Genomic DNA, 23,060 nt, shown 5'->3' with positions numbered 1-23,060 from the left:
GTTTCGCGAGCAGACGCTCAGTCCTACATTCCTGTCGGATTGCGAAACGTCCGCTGGGGTCCCTCGCTTGCGGGGGACTACTCGGCGTAAGGGGTATGGATGTCCACTCTCGGTGACCTGCTGGCAGAACACACCATGCTGCCCGGCGATGCTGTCGATCACCTGCATGCCGTGGTGGCCGAATGGCAGCTGCTCGCGGACCTTTCCTTCGCCGACTACCTGATGTGGGTGCGCCGCGATGATGACGCGTTCGTGTGCGTCGCCCAGTGTCGGCCCAATACGGCGCCGACGATTATCGACAACGACGCCGTCGGCACCGTTGCCAAAATCGCGGACGTTCCACTGGTGGAAGCTGCGTTCGCATCGGGTTCCATTGAGCGCGAAAGCGATTCGGATCTGACCGAGCAGGCCTCCGAACTCAACGTTCAGGCGGTTCCGGTGCGCTGCGGCGACCGGACTGTGGCGGTGTTGACACATCAAACCGCGGTGGCGGCCCGGCTCAAAAAGGGCGCGCTTGAACGCGCATATCTTGAGTGCGCGGTCGATCTGCTGCTGATGCTGACTGAGGGCACCTTCCCGAACGTGGCTGATCAGGCCATGTCTCGCTCCAGCCCCCGCGTGGGCGACGGCTTCATCCGGCTCAATGTCGCCGGTGAGGTCGGCTATGCGAGCCCCAACGCGCTATCGGCCTATCACCGCATGGGGCTGGTCAGCGACCTACAGGGTCACAACCTCATGGATGTCACCAAACCGTTGATCTCCGACCCGTTCGAAGGGCAGGAGCTGGCCGCGCATCTTCGCGACCTGCTGGCGGGCGGCCCCAGTATGCGCATGGAGGTCGACGCACGCGGTGCCGCGGTGCTCATCCGTACGCTGCCACTCATTGCGCGCGGTGCATCGGTGGGGGCGCTGCTACTGACCCGCGATGTGACCGAGGTCAAGCGCCGCGACCGGGCGCTGCTATCCAAGGACGCGACCATCCGTGAGATCCACCACCGGGTGAAGAACAACTTGCAGACGGTGGCGGCGCTGCTGCGGCTACAGGCCCGGCGCACACAGAACGAGGAAGCCCGCGAAGCGCTTTTCGAGTCGGTTCGTCGAGTGTCGTCCATCGCGCTGGTGCATGACGCGTTGTCGATGTCGGTGGACGAGGAGGTCAACCTCGACGAGGTGATCGACCGGATCATGCCGATTATGACCGATGTGGCCACCGTCGACACCAAGGTGCGTGTCTCCCGCGAGGGCGCGCTGGGGGTGCTCGACTCCGACCGCGCGACACCGTTGATCATGGTGATCACCGAGTTGGTTCAGAACGCCATCGAGCATGCCTTCGAAGAGGGTGCGCACGGGCAGGTGGTTATCAGGGCCGAGCGATCGGCGCGCTGGCTTGATGTTGTCGTCCACGATGACGGCCGGGGACTGCCTGACGGATTCAGTGTCGAGACGTCCGACCGCTTAGGTCTGCAGATCGTCAGGACACTGGTATCGGCGGAGATTGACGGTTCACTGGATATGCGCAGCGATCCAGAGGGCGGAACCAATGCGGTGCTGCGCGTTCCGCTGGGTAGACGTGCCCGCTTGATGGCCTAGCGACAGCCCCACGTAATTCGACACCGCGCAGCAAAGAACCCGGCACCAAATTTTGTGTGCCGGGTTCTGATTGCTGCGGCGTTAGACGGAGCTACGAGCGCGGGCGCGAGCGTTGCGGCGCTTGAGAGCGCGACGTTCATCTTCGCTGAGGCCGCCCCACACGCCGGCGTCTTGGCCGGATTCCAGTGCCCAGGTGAGACATTCGGTTGTCACCGGACAGCGGTTGCAGACGAGCTTTGCGTCAGCAATCTGCGCGAGGGCCGGTCCACTGTTCCCTACCGGGAAAAACAGCTCAGGATCCTCGTCGCGACAGACCGCCTTATGGCGCCAATCCATAGTTGTGCACTCCCTTGTTGCGTGCGCGCCACAAAGCGCACGAGATGAATGTTTTTCGGCTGTTAACGCGTGCGTACCAAATGTTTCTGCACTGTTGCTTCCGATCGTTTCACAAGCTCAGCAGAAGTCAATAGCGTGAGTTAACACGTGGTCAATCTCACTCAGGGGTGGTGTCCGCGGACTCCATAATCGTTTGTACTACACTTATCCAATCTACGCCTTGAATCTGGCGATATTCACCTATTTTCCCAGGTCGTCAACCGCTACCCGTGAGTAACGTCACGACCTCGAGGGACATGACTACGCAATGTAGTACGCCTGATTCGGCCCCGATGTGACGTGGATCGCCTTGTGCCTGTGAGTCGGCTGTGGCTGGAACGGACTGGCGCCCAACACTATTGCGCGTCGAGTCGGGCTCAGGAAGGCGTGTCGGCGGGTTTTGCCGGGGCCACCACGTCGAGAACGTCGGGTACGGCGGTGAATGTCAGGTCGCTGCGCATCCCAAGGAAATCACCGTCGACCTGCGTGGCGATCGGCGCCGACGAGCGCACCCGCACCCACGGGAGGTCGTCTTCGCGCAGCAGGTGCCGGGCCGCCGGACGGTCGGGGCGCGGTGCGCCCACCATGTGCCGAACCAGGCCCAGATTCGGCATCACGTTCATGCTCTTTGACGCGAATAGGCCCAGACCGCTCTCGAAACCGGTGCCCGGATTCGTCCAGATGGCGCGCTCGTTGGCATATGTCCACGGATTGGAATTGCTGATGAAGGCGAAATGGACGCCCGCTTGGGGCTCGTGGCCGGGCAGCTCAACCGTGAGCGTCGGCTGGCGTCGTGCGGCGCGAAAGAAGCTCAGCACCGCGCGCGTCACGTAGCGCCCCGCTGTGACCTGCTTGCCCTTGTTGCGGTGGGCCTCCATTGCGGCGACCACCTCGCCGTCCAGACCCATACCCGCGTTGAAGATGAACCAGCGCTCGCTGCAGTGCCCAAGGCTGATTCGGCGCCATCGCCGCTGGTCGCGGCGGTGCTCGTCCAGGAGATCGACGACTTGGTTGGTGGCCTGAACGGGGTCGGCGGACATGCCCAGCGTTCGGGCGAACACATTGGCTGATCCGCCCGGCACCACTGCGATGGCGGGCAGCGGACCCGGCGCCGGGTGCCCTGGCTGTCCCAGTAGTCCGTTCACCACCTCGCTGACCGTGCCGTCGCCACCGTGCACGACGATGACCGCCGCACCCTCGTCGGCGGCTCGGCGAGCCAGCTCACTGGCGTGGCCGCGGTGATCTGTGTGCAGAACCTGTAGGTGCACACGGCTTTCCAGCGCATGAGCCAGCAGGTCACGGCCGGCCGCCGTCGTCGACGTGGCATTGGGATTCACTATGAGCACCGCACGCACGGGGCATGAGCTTAGCCGGGTTGGACCCACCTAGGCTTGTCGTGTGACCACAGCCGTTCCGAACACCGTTCGCCGCGCAGGGATGATTGTTGCCGGTGAAGGCGCCGTGGGCTTGGTGATCGCGGTGGTCCTGGTGGTGCGAGCGGCCAGCGGCGCGGACCAGCACCTGGTCAACGGGTACGGCACCGCGGCCTGGTTTGCGATATTCGGCACCGCGGTACTGGCGGGGGGTCTTGCGCTCGTCATAGGGAAACGTTGGGGTAGAGGGATCGCCGTGATGATGCAGCTGCTGCTACTGCCCGTCGCGTGGTACGCGGCCGTGGGGTCGCACCAACCCGCACTTGGCGTGCCTATCGCGATCGTCGCCGTGGCCGCCCTAGCGCTGCTGTTCAGTCCCACCGCCCAGATGTGGGCCGCCGGTGACGAGATCGGCGCTGACGAATCCGAATAACCTCAGCGGTCCGAGGCCAGCTCCGCCAGTGCGGGCCCCGACAGCCGGTAGGTGATCCAATCGGATTGCGGGTTGGCGCCGAGCGAGTCGTAAAACTTGATGGACGGTGTGTTCCAGTCCAGCACAGCCCAATCCAGTCGCGTGTAGCCGTTGGCCACGCATTCGGCGGCCAGCGCCGATAACAACGCCTTGCCCAACCCGGCGCCACGCTGCTCTGGTTTGACGTACAGGTCCTCAAGATAGATGCCGTGGTATCCGGTCCAGGTGGAGAAGTTCAGAAACCAGACGGCGGTGCCGCAGACCACTCCGTCCACCTCCGCGACATGGGCGAAAAGTGCTGGAGTCGAACCGAATAACGCCTTTCGGAGCTGCTCTTCGGTGATAAGGCATTCGTCGCGCGCCTTCTCGTACTCCGCGAGGTCTTCAATGAGCCCGACGATGGCCTGGACGTCAGCCTCGGTGGCGCGGCGAATCTGGGTGCTACTCAATCTCGGCTCCTAACCCTGCCAGTATGGTCCGGAATTTGACTGTGGTCTCCGATAGTTCGTCCTGCGGGTCCGATTCGGCGACCAGGCCGCCACCGGCGTAGGCGCGAAGGAAGGTTTCGTCGGCCGAAAGCTCGGCGCAACGGATCGAGACGACCCATCGACCGTCCCCGTAACTGTCACACCAGCCGGCCGCGCCGGCGTAGAATCCGCGCTCGCCTTCAATGCGCGCGATCAGATCGGCCGCCGATTCGGTGGGCGTGCCGCATACCGCTGGGGTCGGGTGCAAAGCCAACGCCAAATCGAGTGCTGTGGTGGAGCTTTGGCGCAATCTAGCGCTGATGGATGTGCTGAGATGCCAGAGTGCCGCGGTGCTACTGAGGGTCGGTTCCGGTGGGACCTGGACGTCGACGCACAACGATGCAAGGTCTTCGCGCAGCTGATCGATCACCACTGAATGTTCGTGCCGATCCTTGTGTGAGCCCGCAAGGTCTTCGGCCGTGCGCCGATCCAGTGACGGATCCTTGGACCGTGGGGCGGAACCGGCGAAGGGGTGACAGATCACCATGTCTCCGCGGCGTTCCACCAACAGCTCGGGACTGCAGCCCACCAAGGTGCGGTCGCGAAATCGGTCGCCCGCGGGGGAGAGGTCCACGCAAAAGCTGTTGGCGTCGGGGTCGTTTCGGATCAGCCGATGTGTCAGCACCAACGCGTCCACGGGCGCGTCGGCCTGCAGTTCGAGTACGCGCGCAAGAACCACCTTGGACAGCCCGCTGTTGGTATCGCGGAGCACCTCGATGGCCTCGGTGACGCGCCGTAGATGCTCGGCGGGTTCCGGTATCTGTTGTTTTACAACGATATTCGGCATGGTGCCGTAGAACTCTTGGGGCTGTCCGCGTCGAACCGTCACCGGCACCGTCAGCGCTGCCGGTTTCGAGGTGTCAAAGGGCAGTGCGCCTACCAGCATCTGATGACGTCCGGCGCGCAGCGCTTCTGCGGCGGTGGCGATGTCGTTGTAGACGGTCTCGTGGCCATACGCGTACAGCGCGTCGGCGGCCCGCGACATCACGAAATGTGGGTGCGCGGGGATTCCGGTGGCCGTCATGTCAGATTGACGGTACCGGGTGCCGGTAGCCGGTCAGTCCGAGTGCGGCCACCTGGCGCTGACCGTGCTCGTGCCCGCCCACCGCGACTGAGGCCGTGGCCATACCAAGTCGGGTGCCCTCTTCCAGCGGAAGATCGATCCACCGGGTCATGAGGGAGCGGGAGAAATGGCCATGGCCCACCAGGAGCACATCGCGTTGGGCGAGCTCGGCGGCGATCGTGGCGATCACCCGATCGGCGCGGGCTTGGACCTGAGCCACCGACTCGCCGCCAGGGCAGCCGTGTGTCCACACCAACCAGCCCGGGTCGTCCTCACGGATCTGCGGGGTCGTCAGACCCTCGTAGTCGCCGTAGTCCCATTCGGCGAGGTCCTCTTCGATGGCGCCGACTGTGAGACCTGCCAGCTCTGCTGTCTGGATCGCGCGCTTGCGTGGACTGCTCAGGACCAGCGGATCAATCAGGTCAAGATTGCCCAGCACCTCGCGTGCCGCCACGGCCTGGGCGCGACCGGTTTCGGTGAGGTCCAGGTCGGTGCGCCCGGTATGTCTGCCGATTTTTGACCACTCAGTTTCACCATGGCGTAGCAACAACATTCGGTGTTGGGGGGTGGGCACAGCTTGATTGTGCCGTACCGACTTCCGTCGCGATCATCTTCGGCGTGCCAGTATGTGGGCGTGACTCGGGTGCTGGCGGTAGCCAATCAAAAGGGTGGGGTAGCGAAAACCACGACGGTCGCGTCGCTGGGTGCGGCCTTGGCGCAGGCCGGCAAGAAGGTTCTGCTGGTCGACCTGGATCCACAGGGCTGCCTGACGTTCTCGCTGGGGCAGGACCCGGACCGGCTGGGGGTCTCGGTGCACGACGTGCTGCTGGGGCAGGCCGATATCAAGGAGGCACTGGTCACCACCAGCGAGGATCTGACGCTGCTGCCCGCGAACATCGACCTGGCCGGTGCCGAGGCGATGCTGTTGATGCGGGCCGGGCGTGAGTACGCGCTGAAGCGGGCGCTCGAATCGTTGGGGGATGAGTTCGATGTGGTGATCATCGACTGCCCGCCGTCGCTGGGTGTGCTGACCCTGAATGGCTTGACGGCCGCTGACTCCGTGATGGTGCCGCTGCAGTGCGAGACGCTGGCGCACCGAGGTGTCGGTCAATTCTTGCGGACGGTCACCGATGTCCAGCAGATCACCAATCCGCGGTTGACGCTGCTCGGTGCGCTGCCGACGCTGTACGACTCGCGGACTACCCATAGTCGCGATGTCCTGCTGGACGTGGCTGATCGCTACGAGCTGTCGGTGTTGGCACCGCCGATCCCGAGGACCGTGCGGTTCGCGGAGGCGAGCGCGTCGGGTGCATCGGTGCTGGCAGGCCGTAAGAACAAGGGTGCGCTGGCCTATCGCGAGCTGGCGCAGAGCCTGGTGAAGCACTGGAAGAGCGGCAAGGCCATGCCGACCTTCTCGCCGCCCGTGGACTGAGGCGTAGCCCGATCGGGGTGCCGTCAGATACTTGCGATCTCCGCGGACGGAACGAAGACCGATGGTCCGGCCGGATTGATGACCAGGCCTGCGTACCCGTCTCGGATGACGACCTCCAGCACCTTCTGCGTCGTCACAGCGACTACTGCATCGGACGGGACGTACCCGATTACCTCGGGAGCGCTGGTGAAGGCGACGAGTGCGACGGAACCGTCAGCGAGCTGTGTCCTACGGGTGGCGACCGTTCCCGGAACTGTGCGGTCATCGGCGCCGAGCAGGATCGGGCTCTCCTGACGAAGGAGGTCTAACACCGATTGCCGGTCGGCCTGTCCTAGCGCGACAAGTTCGACTGCTTCCCTGATTGAGTCATTGCGCGGATTCCGCACGGCGAAATCGATTTCCTCGGCCGATAACGCGCAGGTTGGGCCGGCCGGGTCGATGTACAGCCAACGGTCGCCCTGGCTCCGAGCCAGTTCGAGTGCGCTTGCGGCCGACTGGACGAGCGACTGGTAGTTCGCACCTGGGGGATGGTGCCGAGCGATCTCTTCATTGCATGTGTAGACGAATAGTGCCCGGCCTCCGTCGGGTCCGGTTCCTCCGCGGATCTGGAGCCGGGCACCGGCAGGGAACGGAATGGAACCCTGGACAAGGGGGTCCGATCCGGTGATGTCGAAGAGGACCTCGCCGTACATGCAGGCACGGAGTACGTCGTAGACCCGCTGCTGCCCGGGTTCGGCGGCGAACGCAGTTACTGCCCTGCGAAGATTCGCGTTGTCTACTAAATCCATGGTGGCCGCCCTACGTAAATGCGGTGAACTACCCCAGCGCGACGATGCGCGAGCCCCGCTGTTCGACGACGGTGTTTCCGACAACGGCACTGATGATAGAGCCCTTCTCGTCGGCCGGATCCCGTTGCACCGCAATGAACTTCCGGAACTCTCCGGTGGCCATGTTGTAGGCATCGATGCCACCCTCGACGGGGACCAACAGCTCACCGGCCATTGCAGTGCCCGGCCCCAGGGGCCTTCTGGTGGTGGGCAGCACGAATCGGTAGGTGAGATCGGTGGCACTCAGCACCAGCACCTGATTACCCGTCCACCAGGTCACAACCTCGCCGGCTTGCGCGGCTGAATTCGACTGGACTACCGCACCCGGCAGGGCCGTCGCACCGACTCGCATCCCGTGGTCGTCGAACACCACGAGCTCGTTGTGGGTTCCTGGTAGGTACACCGCTGACCGGGTGTCCGCGACCGCGAGCACCCTGGCGGCAGAACCGCGTTCGACCCCAGGCAAGGGCGCTGAGTAGAGCTCCTCAGGCTTGTCGTTGTCCTTTGGTGTCGGCTTCTGCAGCGTCAGCCGCAAGGTGGGGTCCTGTGGGCAGGTTTCCAGCACCGCGAGCACGCTGGCCCCGACGGCACCCGATTTCAGCGTGCAGTCGACGCGAGGCTGACTGTTGGGGGTAAGGGGAGCGACCACTCGCCCGTACTCCAGGGTGCGCACCATGTCCGAACGCCACAGTTCGAGCCGGGTACTGCCGAGCGCCAGCACGTAGGTGCCGTCGGTCGACAGCGATACCTTCGGATCATTTGCACTGCTGCGCAATGCACCTCGGCGCCCGGTCTGTCCGTCGATCATGGTGACCTGGCCGCATCCACGCGCGTCCCGATAGACCGCAACCGCGTCATCGATGAACCCGATGGCACCACAGAGATCGAGATTGCCGCGCGCGTAGGACCACAGCTGCGCTCCGGTCACCGGATCGTGGCCCACCACATCGTGCCCGTCGGCGCTGACAACGGCACCGCCTGCGATGACTGGAGCCTTCGTGGCCCCGCTCGCGCTGGACCACAGTTCGCGGACCGAGTCGGGAACCCGGGTAGCAGTCATCGGACGTTTGACGTCGCCCGCCGCGGGATGGCTCACGGTGGCGCGGGCATCACTGGTCCACCAGATGGTGGCACCGGTTACGACGACCACGACAGCGATCACCGCCGCGGCAATGATGTCGGCCCGGGTGCGCCGCTCCGGTGCGATCACGCCGAGGCGGTGGTCGCAGCCGGTCGACGCCGGCGACGACGCCGCGCAGGAGCAGGTTGGTCACCTTCCGCGGTGGCCACCGCCGCGGGCGCTTCGGCGGCCGCGCCGTCGGCGGGCTCGCCTGCGCGTGTACGCCGACGCGGCGCGCGGGTGCGCTTGGGCTTGTCGCTTTCGGAACCCTCGGAACGCTCGGCACGGGGTTCGCGGCGCTTCTGTCCGCCTGCGAACTTCGTACCGACAGATCCGGTTACCCCGGCGGGGATGTTCATCTCGGTGAACAAATGCGCTGAGGTGGAATAGGTTTCGTCGGGATCGGGTACACCGAGGCCCAGCGTCTTGTCGATCAGGTTCCAGCGTGCGACATCGTCCCAATCAACGAGGGTGACCGCGATGCCGGTGCGTCCGGCGCGGCCGGTGCGGCCGATGCGGTGCACGTAGGTCTTGTCGTCCTCGGGGCATTGGTAGTTGATGACGTGAGTGACGTCGTCGATGTCGATACCGCGCGCCGCGACGTCGGTGGCGACCAGCACGTCGATCTCGCCGGCACGGAAGGACGCGAGCGACTTCTCGCGGGCGATCTGCCCAAGGTCGCCATGCACGGCGCCCGCGGCGAAGCCGCGCTCGGCGAGCTCGTCGGAAACCTTCTGCGCGGTCCGCTTGGTACGGGTGAAGACCATGGTGGCGCCTCGGCCCTCGGCCTGCAGGATTCTGCTGACCAGTTCGATCTTGTCCAGGGCGTGTGCCCGGTACACGAACTGTTCTGTCGAGTCATGCACGGAGGAAGCCTGCGGGTCCTCGGCGCGGATATGAGTCGGCCGGTTCATGAAGGTACGGGCCAGCGTAATGATGGCGTCGGGCATCGTCGCCGAGAACAGCATCGACTGCCGTCCCGCCTCGGCGGAGGGACACAGCGCGAGGATGCGTTCGATATCGGGCAGGAACCCCAGGTCGAGCATCTCGTCGGCCTCATCGAGCACCAGCATGGCCAGACCACCCAGCTGCAGGTGACCCTGCTGAGCGAGGTCCAGGAGACGACCCGGCGTGCCGATGACAACATCGACTCCGGCGCGCAGTGCCTCGATCTGTGACTCGTAGGGCCGTCCGCCGTAGATGGCGGTGACGGTGAAGTCGCGGTCACCGGCCGACAGGTACTTGCATGCCTTGGTCAGGTCTTCGTAGACCTGGATGCACAGCTCGCGGGTCGGGACCACCACCAGGCCTCGAGGCGTGCCGTTGAGCGGCCGGTCCTCAACACCGGTGGCGATGCGATGCAGCAGCGGGACGCCGAAGGCGTAGGTCTTGCCCATACCGGTACGGGCCTGGCCGATGAGGTCTGCGCCGCCGAGGGCGAGGGGGAGGGTGAGTTCCTGGATAGCGAACGGATGCTCGATGCCGACCTCGTGCAGTGCCCGGACGATCTCGTCGCGGACCCCGAGTTGGGCAAAGGTGTGCTCGATATGGCTCATGGTTAGTTGTACGTACCTTTCGTGTTTCGCTCAGCGCGCACGATCGGTAAGTCAGATTCGACGGGGCCGGGCCCGGCTGGACATGGCCAGCGGCGGCACGTGCACGCACATTTTCAGTGGAAGAACTCCCTGGCAGCGGGTTCGTTCCTTCTCCATGGTAGCGGGCAAGCTGCGATTTTCCGATTCGCCGTGGTTTGCCGCGCGGATCGATGTCCTCACGTGGGCGCCCGACTAGAGTTCCAGGCATGACTGCGGACCTCGATCCTCCCGGTGTCAATGAGCTTTTCGCGGTGATCGCATACGGCGAAGTCGCTGCCTTCTACCGGTTGACCGACGAGGCCAAGATGGCTCCCGATCTGGCGAGCAAGATCGCGATCGCCAGCATGGCCGCCTCGCAGATGCGTCACTACGAGACGCTGCGAGACGCCATGGAGGCCAACGGAGTTGACGTACTCAAGGCCATGGATCCGTATGTCAAGACGTTGGAGAATTACCACTCGCTGACCCTGCCGCACACCTGGTTGGAGGCGATGGTCAAGGCGTATATCGGAGACTCGTTGGCTGCCGACTTTTACGGCGAGGTGGTCGCGTCATTGCCGGGTGAGTCGGCGGCCGTGCTCAAGTCGGTGCTGGGTACGACGGGGCATTCGGAGTTCGTCATCGCACAGGTGCGTGAGGCCGTCACGGACAACCCGCAGCAGCGCAATCGGCTCACGTTGTGGGGCCGTCGGCTGCTCGGTGAGGCGATCACGCAGGCACAGCATGTGTTGGCTCGGCACGACGAGCTCGCCGAGCTGGTGATGTCCGGTGACGCCGGCCTCGGGAATCTGAACGAGTTCTTCGAGCGGTTGCAGAGCGCGCACACCGAGCGGATGGGTGTGCTCGGCCTGGGGTAGCAGGGACCTACTGGTACTTGACGTTCCAACCCATCGACTTGTACCGACGGATCTCGGCTTCCTCGCGGCGCTTTTCGGCCTCGTCGTGCTCGGACCAGTCGCCGATCACGCCGGGCGACGCCTTGGGTAGGTTGCCGAACAGCTCGCTGCCGTTGTCCATGTTGACGAGGTAGCTCGGGAGCTCGTGCTCGTCGTCATCCTCACCCTTGCCGCGGGCACCGTGAGCTCCCATGGGCGCCATGCCCATACCGCCCATACCGAAGCCGCCACCGCGACCACTTGTCCCGCCTGCGCCGCTGCCGGCGCCTCCAGTTCCTGCGCCCGCACCTGACGGCAAACCGCCGGCGCGAAGCGCGCCAGGGCCAGCTCCGGTTCCTGTACCGGCGGCGGATGTCGGGCTGTAGCCGGCGGCAGTGGTGTTACCCCCGTAGGGGGAGTAGCCGGAGCCACCTTTGGGGTCAGTACCTAGGCCAGAACCCGCGCCGGAACCACCGCCTGTGCCTCCACCGGCTGGGTTGCCGCCACCTGCACCCGAACCTTGGCCGGAACCTTGGCTGCCGCCCTGGCCTTCTCCTGCCCCTGCGCCCTCATTGGAAGCGGGTTTCGTATCACCGGGGCTCGCTGGCTTCTGCGGATAGCCGTTGGCTCCACCGGTGTCGCCGCCTCCAGCTCCGTCGCTTCGTCCGCCAGACGGTGGAAACCCAGGTGGGGGTTTCTCAATGCCGCCGAGCTGATCCAGCATGCTCGGCCGCTTTCGCATAAGCGCGTCCGTGTAGAAAGTCTGTGCCTCGTGTTGGATCTTCGCGAGTTTCGCCAGGCGATCTGCCTCATACTGCGCGACGAGTGCTGATTGTCCAATCGGCGGTAGATTGCCGGGTATTTGCGGATACTGCGGTTCAGGATTGTTGGCGGCTACTGCCTTAGCGCCTTGAAGGATCTTCGAATCCTCGTCGAGGCCATCGCCGATTTTCTTTGCCAGATCTGCTGGTGGCACTGCGGCCTTGTAGCCCCGGTCAAGTTTGTCCTGCGCTGCCTCCGGGCCTTTTCCAGTCCAGAAATCGGGATCATCCATCCTGTCCCTGGCCGCTTTGAGATACCGGTTAGCTGAGTCTACTTTTTCACCGATGGTGGTCCATTTTTTTCCGGCAGCTTGAACTGCTGCGGGATTCACCGCGCTCAGTTGGTCGGCAATTGGCTGGTGCCGCTTTCCCTTCCATCCGTCATCACCCATCAGTTTTCTCCCTGTGCCTATTTGGGCAGCCGCGGTGCGGTCTGCGCCGCAATATCAGCGGATTTTTTGCATGGATCGGGAATCGTCTGCTCTGCCTTCGGATCAACATGGACCCCCGTGCTGACTACTGCGCCTTGGGACGGCAACACGACTTCACACCGCTCGTGTGTTCCTGGTGGATTCCAGTACACAACGCCATGTAATCCGCCTACCTCAATAGGCTTTGCACCGGTGTAGCTCAGAAATTCGCTGACAGACCGGTTGGCCACTATCTGAGACACATACAAGCCGTCACCGCGCCAGCGGCATCCGCGAACCAGTTCGTTATCTGCTCCTGCATCGACAACATTGGAAGAGGAAACTCCCCAAGATTCAATCTCTGAGGACGAATAGGCAAAACAGGGATCGAAAGAAGTGCCGTCTGTGAACTGATTGGGCGGAGGATGCGGACCGGGCAGGGTGTTCGTGACCGTGGGCGCGCTGTTGCTGGTGGTGTCGTTTGATCCTGTGGTTTTCGAGATTGCCGAGCGAGGTTGCCCGTCGATCGCTGAGTTACATCCAGCACCTAGCGAGACCATGGCGATGGCGCCGATAGTGATCGCGAATCTGTATGACGGCATCAGATGGTTAGTTCCGTAACGGTGTTGCCGTTTTGCGTCCATTTCTGGAGGCCTTGAGCGTTCGCTTGCTCGGTCTGGAGGTAGGCGTACTCCATCGCCAGGAACTCGTCGGCCATCTTTTCGTACAGAATGCTCGCGGCCTGTAGTTCTGCGGTGACCGTTTGCTGCTCGGTAGCGTAATGACCGGTCACTTCGCCGCCGGTGGGAAGGGTGTCGTTGAAACCCTTCCCGACCGTGAGGTCTGCGAGACCGGCCATAATTTCGTCGATGATGTGTTTGGCCTCCAGGAGGTCCTTCGCTTGGGTTTGCCCGGCCTCTGCCTGCATGTGGGTTACTCCCGCGGCAATCCCCTGGTAGTGCTTCTTGTCTTCCTCCGACAAGCCGCCCCAGTTGAACGGATGTGGTGGTCTTGGCGCCACGTCGTCCCTCCCACTAGCTAGAACTCTGCTCTCACCGGGGTACGACGGTGCCCGCCCCCGGTTTGGTTCCATCTTTCTGTAAAGATCTTGAAACCGCAGGCAGATACCCGTTTACCGGTGGAAACGAGCCGCTAGGGAACTACTTGGCGCAGCGGGCGATGATGCTGTTGCCGTTCTGCACCGCAAGCATCTGGTTCTCGCTATTGCTGATCGAGCAGTTGATCTGGCTGGCGAAGCTCGTCGCGGTAATCGAACCGCCCACAATCCCGGGGCTCGGAGTCACGATCATCGTCCACGGCAGCGAGGCCCCGAGCACGGTCCGCGTTGAGCCGTTGCCGTCGGTATAGGTGATCGTGAGCAGATCGCCGGGTGTCTGGTTACCGGTCACGTAGTACGCGAACGCCGCGGGCGTGATTGGTCGCTGGCCTTCCGGCGGCAGCATCGGGTTCGACGGCGGCGGCTCGGGTGCTGGTGCCTCCGTGGACGGGACCGTGCTCGGCGTTTCCTGAACGGGAGTGGTCGTCACGGTTGTCGTCGACGGCTTCACCGATGTCGCGGATGGCGGCGGAGGGGGAGTGGTGGTCACCGGCGTCAGTGACGGCACGGGCGTGGTGATGGCGGAGGCCGGCGGCTTGTCGTCGCCTCCACTGAGCACGACAGCGGTCGCGATTACGGCGATCGTCAGCACTGCCGCGGCAATCGACGCGACCCATTTCCAGTTCTCGTTGGAACCCGGAGGCCCGTACTCGAAGTCCTCGTCGAGCCCCGAGTACTCGGAGTACTGCGGGGTCGTCCGGGAGTCATACGGGTCGTCGTAGGGCCCGTAGTCGTTCGATTGCCGAGAATCTCCGCGATAACCGACCATGATCAGCGCCTCTTCTCAATGTGAAACCTGGTACTGATGTTACTGCTGTGATTAACGGGCGGCCGCGATCATACGAGGTGTGTCGGCCTAAACCGCGTGGGCTAACCTCTGCAGTACACGCTTAATGACCTTGGAAGGTTTCCTGGTGGAGATAAAGATCGGTGTCACAGATAGCCCGCGCGAGCTGGTCATTTCTAGTGATCAGGCCCCGGCTGACGTCGAGAAGGTCGTATCCGCGGCGCTGTCCAAGGAATCTGATGTGCTGAACCTCACCGACGTGAAGGGGCGGAAGTACCTGATCGCGGCCGCCAGGATCGCGTACGTGGAGATCGGTGTTGCCGACGCGCGCCGCGTCGGCTTTAGCGGTTAGTCGAGCGCTTGCAGCGGAACGTGTGAGAGCCCGCCCCACGCGAATCCGACCGTGGCGTTGACCGCGTCGTCTTTGGAGATCGGCTTCTCGTTGTCCAACCAGTAGCGGGCGCTCACCTGGCTGATGCCGACCAGACCGACCGCCACCATGCGTGCATGGTGCGGATCTAGGCCGGAATCGTGGCTGACCAGGTCGAATACCGCATCGGTGCAGGCGCTGATGGCACCCTCGACGCGTGCGGAGACCTGCGGGACGCCCACGAGGTCGTTCTCGAAGATCAGCCGGTAGCCCTGGCTGTCGTGCTCGACGAAATCGAAGAACGCCATCACGGCGGCGCGCAACCGCTGACGGTTGTCGGTGGTGGTGCGCAGAGCCTGTCGCACACTGGACACCAGGTTCTCGGCATGCTTCTGCAGGACCGCCAGATACAGCTCTAGCTTACTTGGGAAGTGTTGGTACAGAACAGGTTTGCTCACTCCGGCCCGGTCGGCGATCTCGTCCATGCCTGCGGCGTGGTAGCCGCGGTCGACGAATATCTCACTGGCAGAAGCGACCAGCTGGCCACGACGCTCATCGCGGGGCAGTCGCGCGCCACGACGTGTGTTTCCCTGAGTCGAATCCTGCGTCGCCACCGTCGAGTTCACCCTTCCTCGACGGCCGGCCACATTCGCAAGATCACTCATGTCCTTATCCTCTACGCGCACGCGCCCCAATGGTCGCCTGCACCATCTCAAGCGGCCAATTGAATCCGCTTGGACCCGAACTACAGACAGTACTCCTGACACCCGGCGGCGTGCCCGAGGCGTGATGGCCTGTCGCTATGCCATTCTTGCTCCGTGACCTACGAGCCGCATCAATGGGCGCATAATCGTAGGTCCATGCCAGAAACCATGAGTCGACTTCCGGTGCAGGAGTCCTCCCAACGCTACGAGCCATTGCGCGCCCAACGCGATCCGCTCGCCGAAGGAAGCGGGCGCATCCGCTCCGACCGGCGCGACCGCGACCGCTGGCGCAAGCAGACCTGGCTCGGTCGCTTCATTTCCACCTATGGATGGCGCGCATATGCCATCCCGCTGCTGGTGGCGTTGACCGTTTTCGTCGGGTACCAGACAGTCACGCAGCGTGAACAGGCACATGCGGGTACCGGCCCCAACGAACCCGTTGCCGATCCACCCTCCATCGGGGCGCTTGGCGACGCGATCATCGGTGCCCCGCCCAAGGGGCTCACCCAATTCGATGCGAGTCTGTCCATCGGTGTGCTGCCGGCGGGTGAGCCGTTTACCGACGCGGGCGCCAAGTCCTGGCACATCGTGCCGGGCACGACACCGCAGATCGGGACGGGTGCCGCGAAGGTGTTCTCGTACACCATCGAGGTCGAGGACGGCATCGACACCATGGGTTTTGGCGGTGACGATCTCTTTGCGCGCATGGTTACCGAGACGTTGGCGAGCCAGAAGAGCTGGACACATAACCCTCAGTTCGGGTTTGTCCGGATCGACTCGGGCACACCCGATTTCCGGATCTCGTTGACCTCCCCTGAGACGGTGCGCGAGGGGTGCGGTTACGAGATTCAGCTCGAAGCCTCTTGCTATAACCCGAGATACGGCGAGAACGGTGATCGGCGTGTGTTCATCAATGAGGCGCGTTGGGTGCGCGGCGCCGTCCCGTTCCAGGGGGACATCACGTCGTATCGCCAGTACGTCATCAACCACGAAGTCGGACATGCCATCGGTTATCGGGTTCACGAACCGTGCGAGCAGGACCAGCAGCTGGCGCCGGTGATGATGCAGCAGACGTTCAGCACCAACAACAACGATGCGGCGAAATTCGACGAGGATTCGATCAAGCCCGACGGCAAGAGCTGCCGCACCAATCCCTGGCCCTATCCGATTCCGTAGGGGCAGTCCTGACTCCGGGAAGGGTTGGCATCCCGATACTGTTGATGCAGCTATAGCCCTCTCAGCCAGCCCTGAGGAACCCGAATCACAGGAGTCACGGTGCCCACATTGCCGCCGTTGGTAAGTCCCGCCGCGGATCTGACCCGCGAAGAAGTCGCCCGGTATAGCCGGCATTTGATCATCCCCGACCTCGGCGTGGATGGGCAGAAACGCCTCAAGAACGCCAAGGTGCTGGTCATCGGCGCCGGTGGGCTCGGATCTCCGACGCTCCTTTACTTGGCCGCCGCCGGAGTCGGCACCATCGGCATTGTCGATTTCGATGTGGTCGACGAGTCCAACCTGCAGCGCCAGATCATTCACGGCCAGTCCGATATCGGCAGATCCAAGGCGCAAAGCGCGCGCGATTCGGTCCTGGAGATCAACCCGCTGGTCGAGGTGCGGCTGCATGAGCTGCGGTTAGACCCCGACAACGCGGTCAATCTGTTTAAGCAGTACGACCTGATCCTGGACGGCACCGACAACTTTGCGACGCGCTATCTGGTCAACGACGCCGCGGTGCTCGCGCATAAGCCGTATGTGTGGGGCTCCATTTACCGCTTCGAGGGGCAGGTGTCGGTCTTCTGGGAGGACGCGCCCGACGGGCTCGGCCTGAACTACCGCGATCTGTACCCCGAGCCGCCGCCTCCGGGGATGGTGCCGTCATGCGCGGAGGGCGGTGTGTTGGGCATCCTGTGCGCCTCCATCGCCTCGGTGATGGGCACCGAGGCGATCAAGCTGATCACCGGAATCGGTGACACGCTGCTCGGCCGGCTCATGGTGTACGACGCGCTCGATATGACGTACCGCACCATCAAGATCCGCAAGGATCCGGCCACGCCTAAGATCACCGAGCTCATCGATTACGACGCCTTCTGCGGCGTGATCAGCGATGAGGCCTCCGCCGCGGTCGCCGATTCCACCATTACCCCTCGTGAGCTGCGGGAATTGCTGGATGCCGACAAGAAGGTGGCGCTCATCGATGTGCGCGAACCCGTCGAATGGGACATCGTCCACATCGACGGTGCCGAGTTGGTGCCCAAGTCGACCCTCGAGTCCGGAGTGGGGCTTGCCAAGCTGCCGCAGGACCGTCAGGCGGTGCTGTACTGCAAGACCGGGATCCGGTCGGCAGAGGCGCTTGTGGCCGTCAAGAAGGCGGGTTTCGCCGACGCGGTACACCTGCAGGGTGGTATCGCCGCGTGGGCCAAGCAGGTGGACCCCGACATGGTCATGTACTGATCGATTGGCAACAGCAACAGCCAAATATGCCGACGTGCCATCTGTGACCGCCGACACGAACACCGAGCGAACACAACCCAGTTCATTGCAGGCGGTAACGTATCCCGCGTGACTGTGGACCGCCCGCCTGAGCATGTGCTCGCGACTTACGGGCTCAGCGGCGTCAAACCAGTCCAGCTCGGCCCGACATGGGAGGGCGGCTGGCGCTGCGGTGAAGTGGTGTTGTCACTGGTAGCCGACCATGCGCGTGCAGCCTGGTCGGCCAAGGTGCGCGACACCCTGTTCGTCGACGGAGTGCGGTTGGCCCGGCCCGTTCGATCCACCGACGGGCGCTATGTCGTATCGGGTTGGCGTGCGGACACATTCGTCGCCGGTGCGCCCGAGCCTCGGCACGACGAGGTGGTCTCGCTGTCGGTGCGGTTGCATGAGGCCACATCCAAGCTGGAACGTCCCCGTTTCCTCACCCAGCCTCCGGTGGCGCCGTGGGCCGATGTTGACGTATTCATCGCAGCCGACCGCGCGGCCTGGGAAGACCGGCCGCTGCAGTCCTGGCCCTCGGCGGCCCGGGTGTCGCCCGGCTCGCCCGACGGCCAGCGATCCATCGACCTGATCAACCAATTGGCGAGCCTGCGTCGGCCAACCAAGAGCCCGCCGCAGCTGGTGCACGGAGACCTGTACGGCACTGTGCTTTTCGCAGGTGCCGCCGCACCCGGCATTACCGACATCACGCCGTATTGGCGGCCCGCGTCATGGGCGGCCGGTGTCGCCGTGGTGGACGCGCTGTCCTGGGGTGACGCGGACGACGGTCTCATCGAACGCTGGGCGACGCTGCCGGAGTGGCCGCAGATGTTGTTACGGGCGTTGGTCTTCCGGTTGGCCGTGCATGCGCTGCATCCGCGCTCGTCGGCGGAGTCCTTCCCAGGACTGGCACGTACCGCGGCGCTAGTGCGACTCACGCTGTAACGCACGTCACGTTACGACGTCATTGTGACGCATTCGCCGGGAGTTGCCGGTCTGCTCACCGTCACATGACAGACTCGTGTGAGCGAGTTGTGATGGTTCGGTCATCGCCAGCAGCGCCGCCGCAACAACATTTTTCTACCGTGCTTGCATGGCGAATGACACGGCAACAGCCCCAATTGCACGGCGCGGACGCTGGATTGAGAACTGGGATCCCGAGGACGTCGCTGCCTGGGATAACGGTGGCGCGAAAGTCGCGCGGCGCAACCTGATCTGGTCGGTGGTCGCCGAACACGTCGGATTCTCCGTGTGGTCCATCTGGTCGGTGATGGTTCTGTTTATGCCGCAGAACGTCTATCACATCGACGCGGCCGGAAAGTTCTTCCTGGTCGCCATGCCGACTTTGGTGGGAGCCGTGCTGCGGCTGCCCTACACCTTCGCCACCGCATGGTTCGGCGGCCGCAACTGGACCATCTTCAGCGCTCTGGTGCTGGCGATCCCGACCGCGCTCACGCTGTACTTCATGGGTCACCCCGAAACCTCGTACACCACCTTCATGATCGTGGCGGCGGTCGCAGGATTCGGCGGCGGTAACTTCGCCTCATCGATGACCAATATCAATGCCTTTTACCCGCAACGGTTCAAGGGCTGGGCGCTCGGGCTCAACGCCGGCGGCGGAAACATCGGCGTGCCGGTAATCCAGGTGATCGGCCTGCTCGTCATCTCGACAGCCGGGAACCGGTCGCCGCACTGGGTGGCAGCGATCTACCTGGTTCTGATCGCCTTCGCGGCAGTTGGTGCGGCGCTGTTTATGGACAACCTGGCGAACCAGCGGACCGATGGCCGCTCGCTCATCGACGTGATGAAGTACCGGGATTCGTGGATCATCGCCTTCCTCTACATCGGCACGTTCGGGTCGTTCATCGGATTCAGCTTCGCGTTCGGCCAGGTGCTGCAGTTGAACTTCCTTGCCGGGCTGACGCACAGCGGCCTTACTCCGGCCCAGGCGGCGGCCCAGGCGTCTTTGCATGCGGCCCAGATCGCATTCATCGGACCGCTGCTCGGCTCGCTTACACGGCCGGTGGGCGGGTGGCTCTCGGATCGCGTCGGCGGCGGCAAAATCACTCTCTACGCATTCGTCGCGATGATCTTCGGCGCAGGGATCTTGGTGACCGCGGGAACGATCGATGACCGTGCGGCGGGGGCGCCCTCCGGAACCATCATGTCCGCGTATGTAATCGGTTTCATCATCCTGTTCGTGGTGTCCGGACTGGGCAATGGCTCGGTGTACAAGATGATTCCGTCGATCTTCGCCGCCAAGGCGCATAGCGCCGGGCACGACGAGACGTGGTCGCGAACCATGTCGGGCGCGTTGATCGGTGTGGCCGGTGCGATCGGCGCCCTCGGCGGAGTCGCCATCAACCTGGTGTTGCGTGCCTCCTACCTCAGCGCCGCCAAGTCGGCCACCATGGCGTTCTGGGTGTTCCTCGCCTTCTATGTCGTCTGCGCCGTAGTCACCTGGTACGCGTATGTGCGACGTCCGGTGGGCGTGCCGGCTCCGGCCATGTCCAATTCCAAAGACCAAGTGGCGGTGTGAAAGTCATGAATAAGAATGTTGTCGTGATCGGTCACGGCATGGTCGGCCACCGATTCGTCCAGGTGCTACGCGAGCGGGACGCCACCGACCAATGGCAGGTCACCGTCCTCGGTGAGGAGGCCGACGCCGCCTACGACCGCGTGGCGCTGTCCTCGTACATCGACGGCTGGGAACGGGAGGCACTGGCGCTCACCGGAAACGACTATTCCGGGGATTCGATGGTGGCGCTGCACCTTGGTGACCGCGTCGTCAGCATCGACCGCGCCAACCAGACTGTTACCACCGAATCCGGTATGGAGCTGCCGTACGACGCGCTCGTGATGGCGACCGGGTCCTACCCGTTCGTGCCGCCGGTGCCGGGAGGCGACGCGCCGGGCTGTTTCGTCTACCGCACCATGGATGACCTGGACGCGATCAAGGCCGCAGCCGACAAGGCGCCCGGTGCCGCAGGTGTTGTGATCGGTGGCGGCCTGCTGGGGTTGGAGGCCGCGAATGCGTTGCGCCTCATGGGTATGACCCCCCACGTTGTCGAACTCAACCCCCGTCTTATGCACCTGCAGGTGGACGAGGGCGGCGGCGCGCTGCTGACCCGATTGGTCACGGAGCTGGGGCTGACCGTGCACACCAGCGTCTCCACCTTGGCCATCGAGACGGCGGCGGACGGATCGCTGTCCGTGCAGCTGTCGGACGGCTCGGCGATCGACGCTGCGATGCTGGTGTTCTCGGCAGGCGTCCGCCCCCGCGACGAGTTGGCCCGTGAGTGCGGGCTGGAACTGGCCGAACGCGGCGGTATCTTCACCGACGTTGGTTGCCAGACAAGCGATCTACACATCTACGCGATCGGCGAGGTGGCCGCGATCGAGGGCCGCTGCTACGGACTGGTTGCCCCCGGCTACACCACCGCGGAGATTGTCGCCGACCGGCTGCTCGGCGGCGAATCAGAGTTCCCGGGCGCCGACCTGTCGACCAAGCTCAAGCTGCTCGGCGTCGACGTCGCCAGCTTCGGTGACGCGCACGGCACCTCTGACGGCGCCTTGGAAGTCGTCTTCAACGACGCCACCAAGGGCACCTACGCCAAGCTTGTGGTCTCCGACGATGCGCGAACCCTATTGGGCGGCATCCTCGTCGGAGATGCCAGTGCCTACGGGACGCTGCGCCCCATGCTGGGCCGGGAACTGCCGGCCGACCCGGCCTCGCTGATCTCCCCGGCAGGCGCCGAGATCGGCGTCGGCGCGCTGCCGGACGACGCACAGATCTGTTCGTGCAACGCGGTCACCAAGGGTGCGATCTGCGGTGCGATCTGCGATGGTGCTACCGATGTGCCCGCCATCAAGGCGGCCACCTGCGCCGGAACATCCTGCGGTAGCTGCATTCCCATGCTCAAGCAGATCCTTGCCGCGCAGGGTGTCGAGCTGTCCAAAGCGCTGTGTGAGCATTTCACCCAGTCGCGTGCCGAGCTGTTCCAGGTGGTGCAGGTGACGGGTATCCGGACCTTCTCGGAGCTGATCGCCAAGCATGGCAGCGGAACCGGCTGCGATATCTGCAAACCCACGGTGGCGTCCATCCTGGCGTCGACCTCCAGCGACCACATCCTGGAGGGCGAGCAGGCAGCGCTGCAGGACACCAATGACCACTTCCTGGCCAATATGCAGAAGAACGGCACCTATTCGGTGGTGCCGCGGCTCCCCGGTGGGGAGGTGACGCCGGAGAAGCTCATCGTGATCGGTGAGGTGGCGCAGGAATTCGGGCTGTACACCAAGATCACCGGCGGTCAGCGCATCGATCTGTTCGGTGCCCGTGTCGAGCAGCTACCGCTGATCTGGAAACGGCTCATCGATGCCGGCATGGAGTCCGGGCAGGCCTATGGCAAGTCGCTGCGAACCGTGAAGAGCTGTGTGGGTTCGACCTGGTGCCGGTACGGGGTCCAGGATTCGGTGGGAATGGCCGTCGAACTCGAATTGCGTTACCGCGGTCTGCGTTCCCCGCACAAGCTCAAGATGGGTGTATCCGGGTGCGCACGGGAATGCGCCGAGGCCCGCGGTAAGGACGTCGGCGTCATCGCCACGGAGAACGGCTGGAACCTGTATGTGGGGGGCAATGGTGGCGCCACTCCCGTGCACGCGAAATTGCTTGCCGGCGATCTGGATTCCGAAACGCTGATCAAGTACATCGACCGGTACCTGATGTTCTATATCCGCACCGCGGACCGGCTCCAGCGCACCGCCCCTTGGCAGGAAGCGATCGAGGGCGGCCTGGATCACATCCGGGCGGTGGTATGCGAGGACTCGCTCGGGATCGCCGAGGAACTGGAAGCCGCTATGGCCCTCCACGTCGAGGGATACGCCGACGAATGGGCGGCTGTACTCGCCGATGAGGACAAACTCCGTCGGTTCGTGTCCTTCGTCAATGCACCGGACCAGGTCGATTCGACGATCGCCTTCGATGATTCCGGCCCGCGAAAGGTTCCGGTGCTACTGGGTACGCCGGGAATCAGGCCGGCCGCCGAGCCGGCAACATGACGCGCCTGCGCTGGTAATACTCGGGTAACACGAGGCCGGTAGACATGACACAACAGAACGAGAAGAAAGGCCGGA

Annotated in this window: 23 protein-coding genes; 10 read left to right on the top strand and 13 right to left on the bottom strand. The window is 63.9% G+C overall.

The window, feature by feature from the left end; translation table 11 throughout:
* Positions 1 to 99: 99 nt before the first annotated feature.
* On the top strand, positions 100 to 1,590 hold the full coding sequence (locus MLB1_RS04320) for a sensor histidine kinase (protein ID WP_180748457.1): 1,491 nt from the start codon (positions 100 to 102) through the stop codon (positions 1,588 to 1,590).
* 81 nt (positions 1,591 to 1,671) lie between these two features.
* Here the strand turns inward: MLB1_RS04320 and MLB1_RS04315 are convergent, their stop codons facing one another.
* Entirely contained in the window at positions 1,672 to 1,926 is a 255-nt protein-coding gene (locus MLB1_RS04315) for a WhiB family transcriptional regulator (protein ID WP_180748456.1), read from the bottom strand.
* 416 nt (positions 1,927 to 2,342) lie between these two features.
* A complete protein-coding gene (locus MLB1_RS04310) occupies positions 2,343 to 3,320 on the bottom strand; it encodes a diacylglycerol kinase family protein (protein ID WP_180748455.1) in 978 nt (325 codons plus the stop codon).
* Positions 3,321 to 3,363: 43 nt separating this feature from the next.
* Between MLB1_RS04310 and MLB1_RS04305 the strand changes: the two genes are divergently transcribed.
* A complete protein-coding gene (locus MLB1_RS04305) occupies positions 3,364 to 3,771 on the top strand; it encodes a hypothetical protein (protein ID WP_180748454.1) in 408 nt (135 codons plus the stop codon).
* Between the two features lie 2 nt (positions 3,772 to 3,773).
* Here MLB1_RS04305 and MLB1_RS04300 read toward each other — a convergent pair whose 3' ends face one another.
* Genes MLB1_RS04300 through MLB1_RS04290 form a run of 3 tightly spaced genes read right to left on the bottom strand, consistent with a single transcriptional unit; the run spans position 3,774 to position 5,953 of the window.
* Positions 3,774 to 4,259 (bottom strand): GNAT family N-acetyltransferase, encoded by a 486-nt coding sequence (locus tag MLB1_RS04300; protein WP_180748453.1) that lies wholly within the window; start codon positions 4,257 to 4,259, stop codon positions 3,774 to 3,776.
* A complete protein-coding gene (locus MLB1_RS04295) occupies positions 4,252 to 5,361 on the bottom strand; it encodes an isochorismate synthase (RefSeq protein ID WP_180748452.1) in 1,110 nt (369 codons plus the stop codon). The genes MLB1_RS04300 and MLB1_RS04295 overlap by 8 nt, the downstream gene beginning before the upstream one ends.
* Before the next feature lies 1 nt (position 5,362).
* The gene (locus MLB1_RS04290; protein WP_219602760.1) at positions 5,363 to 5,953 is read right to left on the bottom strand and encodes an acid phosphatase; all 591 of its coding nucleotides are present in this window, start codon (positions 5,951 to 5,953) and stop codon (positions 5,363 to 5,365) included.
* An 81-nt stretch (positions 5,954 to 6,034) separates the two neighbouring features.
* Here MLB1_RS04290 and MLB1_RS04285 point away from each other — a divergent pair, with 81 nt between their 5' ends.
* A complete protein-coding gene (locus MLB1_RS04285) occupies positions 6,035 to 6,832 on the top strand; it encodes an AAA family ATPase (protein WP_180748450.1) in 798 nt (265 codons plus the stop codon).
* A 23-nt stretch (positions 6,833 to 6,855) separates the two neighbouring features.
* On the opposite strand, the gene MLB1_RS04280 is transcribed toward MLB1_RS04285, so the two are convergent.
* The 3 genes from MLB1_RS04280 to MLB1_RS04270 are packed head-to-tail and all read right to left on the bottom strand — an operon-like array spanning position 6,856 to position 10,335.
* Positions 6,856 to 7,620, bottom strand: a complete 765-nt coding sequence (locus tag MLB1_RS04280; RefSeq protein WP_180748449.1) for an SseB family protein — start codon at positions 7,618 to 7,620, stop codon at positions 6,856 to 6,858.
* 28 nt (positions 7,621 to 7,648) lie between these two features.
* Entirely contained in the window at positions 7,649 to 8,869 is a 1,221-nt protein-coding gene (locus tag MLB1_RS04275) for a hypothetical protein (RefSeq protein WP_180748448.1), read from the bottom strand.
* Positions 8,866 to 10,335 carry a DEAD/DEAH box helicase gene (locus tag MLB1_RS04270; RefSeq protein WP_180748447.1) on the bottom strand — a complete coding sequence of 490 codons (1,470 nt, stop codon included), beginning with the start codon at positions 10,333 to 10,335 and terminating at the stop codon, positions 8,866 to 8,868. Before MLB1_RS04270 ends, MLB1_RS04275 begins: the two co-directional genes overlap by 4 nt.
* A 245-nt stretch (positions 10,336 to 10,580) precedes the next feature.
* Here MLB1_RS04270 and MLB1_RS04265 point away from each other — a divergent pair, with 245 nt between their 5' ends.
* Positions 10,581 to 11,231: a ferritin-like fold-containing protein gene (locus tag MLB1_RS04265; protein WP_180748446.1), complete on the top strand. Its 651-nt coding sequence runs from the start codon at positions 10,581 to 10,583 to the stop codon at positions 11,229 to 11,231.
* 7 nt (positions 11,232 to 11,238) lie between these two features.
* Here the strand turns inward: MLB1_RS04265 and MLB1_RS04260 are convergent, their stop codons facing one another.
* From MLB1_RS04260 to MLB1_RS04245, 4 genes are all read right to left on the bottom strand, one after another.
* A complete protein-coding gene (locus tag MLB1_RS04260) occupies positions 11,239 to 12,303 on the bottom strand; it encodes a hypothetical protein (RefSeq protein WP_255485587.1) in 1,065 nt (354 codons plus the stop codon).
* Positions 12,304 to 12,479: 176 nt separating this feature from the next.
* The gene (locus tag MLB1_RS04255; protein ID WP_180748444.1) at positions 12,480 to 13,124 is read right to left on the bottom strand and encodes a DUF3558 family protein; all 645 of its coding nucleotides are present in this window, start codon (positions 13,122 to 13,124) and stop codon (positions 12,480 to 12,482) included.
* The gene (locus MLB1_RS04250) at positions 13,082 to 13,501 is read right to left on the bottom strand and encodes a hypothetical protein (RefSeq protein WP_180748443.1); all 420 of its coding nucleotides are present in this window, start codon (positions 13,499 to 13,501) and stop codon (positions 13,082 to 13,084) included. The genes MLB1_RS04255 and MLB1_RS04250 overlap by 43 nt, the downstream gene beginning before the upstream one ends.
* A 139-nt stretch (positions 13,502 to 13,640) precedes the next feature.
* Positions 13,641 to 14,366 (bottom strand): MmpS family transport accessory protein, encoded by a 726-nt coding sequence (locus tag MLB1_RS04245; protein WP_180748442.1) that lies wholly within the window; start codon positions 14,364 to 14,366, stop codon positions 13,641 to 13,643.
* Positions 14,367 to 14,511: 145 nt separating this feature from the next.
* Here MLB1_RS04245 and MLB1_RS04240 point away from each other — a divergent pair, with 145 nt between their 5' ends.
* Positions 14,512 to 14,736, top strand: a complete 225-nt coding sequence (locus MLB1_RS04240; protein WP_180749682.1) for a DUF3107 domain-containing protein — start codon at positions 14,512 to 14,514, stop codon at positions 14,734 to 14,736.
* On the opposite strand, the gene MLB1_RS04235 is transcribed toward MLB1_RS04240, so the two are convergent.
* Complete coding sequence (locus MLB1_RS04235; protein WP_180748441.1) at positions 14,733 to 15,419, bottom strand: TetR/AcrR family transcriptional regulator; 687 nt, start codon at positions 15,417 to 15,419, stop codon at positions 14,733 to 14,735. The two genes, MLB1_RS04240 and MLB1_RS04235, sit on opposite strands and share 4 nt — an antisense overlap.
* Before the next feature lie 195 nt (positions 15,420 to 15,614).
* Between MLB1_RS04235 and MLB1_RS04230 the strand changes: the two genes are divergently transcribed.
* The 5 genes from MLB1_RS04230 to nirB all read left to right on the top strand — a co-directional run bounded on the left by MLB1_RS04230 (position 15,615) and on the right by nirB (position 22,985).
* Positions 15,615 to 16,634 (top strand): DUF3152 domain-containing protein, encoded by a 1,020-nt coding sequence (locus MLB1_RS04230; RefSeq protein ID WP_180748440.1) that lies wholly within the window; start codon positions 15,615 to 15,617, stop codon positions 16,632 to 16,634.
* A 99-nt stretch (positions 16,635 to 16,733) separates the two neighbouring features.
* Complete coding sequence (gene moeZ / locus MLB1_RS04225; protein ID WP_180748439.1) at positions 16,734 to 17,909, top strand: adenylyltransferase/sulfurtransferase MoeZ; 1,176 nt, start codon at positions 16,734 to 16,736, stop codon at positions 17,907 to 17,909.
* 108 nt (positions 17,910 to 18,017) lie between these two features.
* Positions 18,018 to 18,872: a TIGR02569 family protein gene (locus MLB1_RS04220; RefSeq protein ID WP_180748438.1), complete on the top strand. Its 855-nt coding sequence runs from the start codon at positions 18,018 to 18,020 to the stop codon at positions 18,870 to 18,872.
* Between the two features lie 148 nt (positions 18,873 to 19,020).
* Complete coding sequence (locus MLB1_RS04215; protein ID WP_180748437.1) at positions 19,021 to 20,466, top strand: nitrate/nitrite transporter; 1,446 nt, start codon at positions 19,021 to 19,023, stop codon at positions 20,464 to 20,466.
* Positions 20,467 to 20,471: 5 nt separating this feature from the next.
* The gene (gene nirB / locus MLB1_RS04210) at positions 20,472 to 22,985 is read left to right on the top strand and encodes a nitrite reductase large subunit NirB (RefSeq protein WP_180748436.1); all 2,514 of its coding nucleotides are present in this window, start codon (positions 20,472 to 20,474) and stop codon (positions 22,983 to 22,985) included.
* Positions 22,986 to 23,060: the final 75 nt, after the last annotated feature.

The sequence above is a fragment of the Mycobacteroides sp. LB1 genome (assembly GCF_013449725.1).
Classification (GTDB): domain Bacteria; phylum Actinomycetota; class Actinomycetes; order Mycobacteriales; family Mycobacteriaceae; genus Mycobacterium.
Note: the sequence above shows the minus strand (reverse complement) of the source record. Positions and strands in the feature narration are given on the sequence as shown.

What these genes read in the sequence shown, in the direction of transcription:
- MLB1_RS04230 (WP_180748440.1), top strand. Translation starts at nt 15,615, where the DNA reads ATGCCAGAAACCATGAGTCGACTTCCGGTGCAGGAGTCCTCCCAACGC.
- nirB (WP_180748436.1), top strand. Translation starts at nt 20,472, where the DNA reads ATGAATAAGAATGTTGTCGTGATCGGTCACGGCATGGTCGGCCACCGA.
- MLB1_RS04265 (WP_180748446.1), top strand. Translation starts at nt 10,581, where the DNA reads ATGACTGCGGACCTCGATCCTCCCGGTGTCAATGAGCTTTTCGCGGTG.
- MLB1_RS04315 (WP_180748456.1), bottom strand. Translation starts at nt 1,926, where the DNA reads ATGGATTGGCGCCATAAGGCGGTCTGTCGCGACGAGGATCCTGAGCTG.
- MLB1_RS04235 (WP_180748441.1), bottom strand. Translation starts at nt 15,419, where the DNA reads ATGAGTGATCTTGCGAATGTGGCCGGCCGTCGAGGAAGGGTGAACTCG.
- MLB1_RS04255 (WP_180748444.1), bottom strand. Translation starts at nt 13,124, where the DNA reads ATGGACGCAAAACGGCAACACCGTTACGGAACTAACCATCTGATGCCG.
- MLB1_RS04215 (WP_180748437.1), top strand. Translation starts at nt 19,021, where the DNA reads ATGGCGAATGACACGGCAACAGCCCCAATTGCACGGCGCGGACGCTGG.
- MLB1_RS04320 (WP_180748457.1), top strand. Translation starts at nt 100, where the DNA reads ATGTCCACTCTCGGTGACCTGCTGGCAGAACACACCATGCTGCCCGGC.
- MLB1_RS04295 (WP_180748452.1), bottom strand. Translation starts at nt 5,361, where the DNA reads ATGACGGCCACCGGAATCCCCGCGCACCCACATTTCGTGATGTCGCGG.
- MLB1_RS04245 (WP_180748442.1), bottom strand. Translation starts at nt 14,366, where the DNA reads ATGGTCGGTTATCGCGGAGATTCTCGGCAATCGAACGACTACGGGCCC.
- MLB1_RS04280 (WP_180748449.1), bottom strand. Translation starts at nt 7,620, where the DNA reads ATGGATTTAGTAGACAACGCGAATCTTCGCAGGGCAGTAACTGCGTTC.
- MLB1_RS04290 (WP_219602760.1), bottom strand. Translation starts at nt 5,953, where the DNA reads ATGTTGTTGCTACGCCATGGTGAAACTGAGTGGTCAAAAATCGGCAGA.
- MLB1_RS04260 (WP_255485587.1), bottom strand. Translation starts at nt 12,303, where the DNA reads ATGGATGATCCCGATTTCTGGACTGGAAAAGGCCCGGAGGCAGCGCAG.
- MLB1_RS04270 (WP_180748447.1), bottom strand. Translation starts at nt 10,335, where the DNA reads ATGAGCCATATCGAGCACACCTTTGCCCAACTCGGGGTCCGCGACGAG.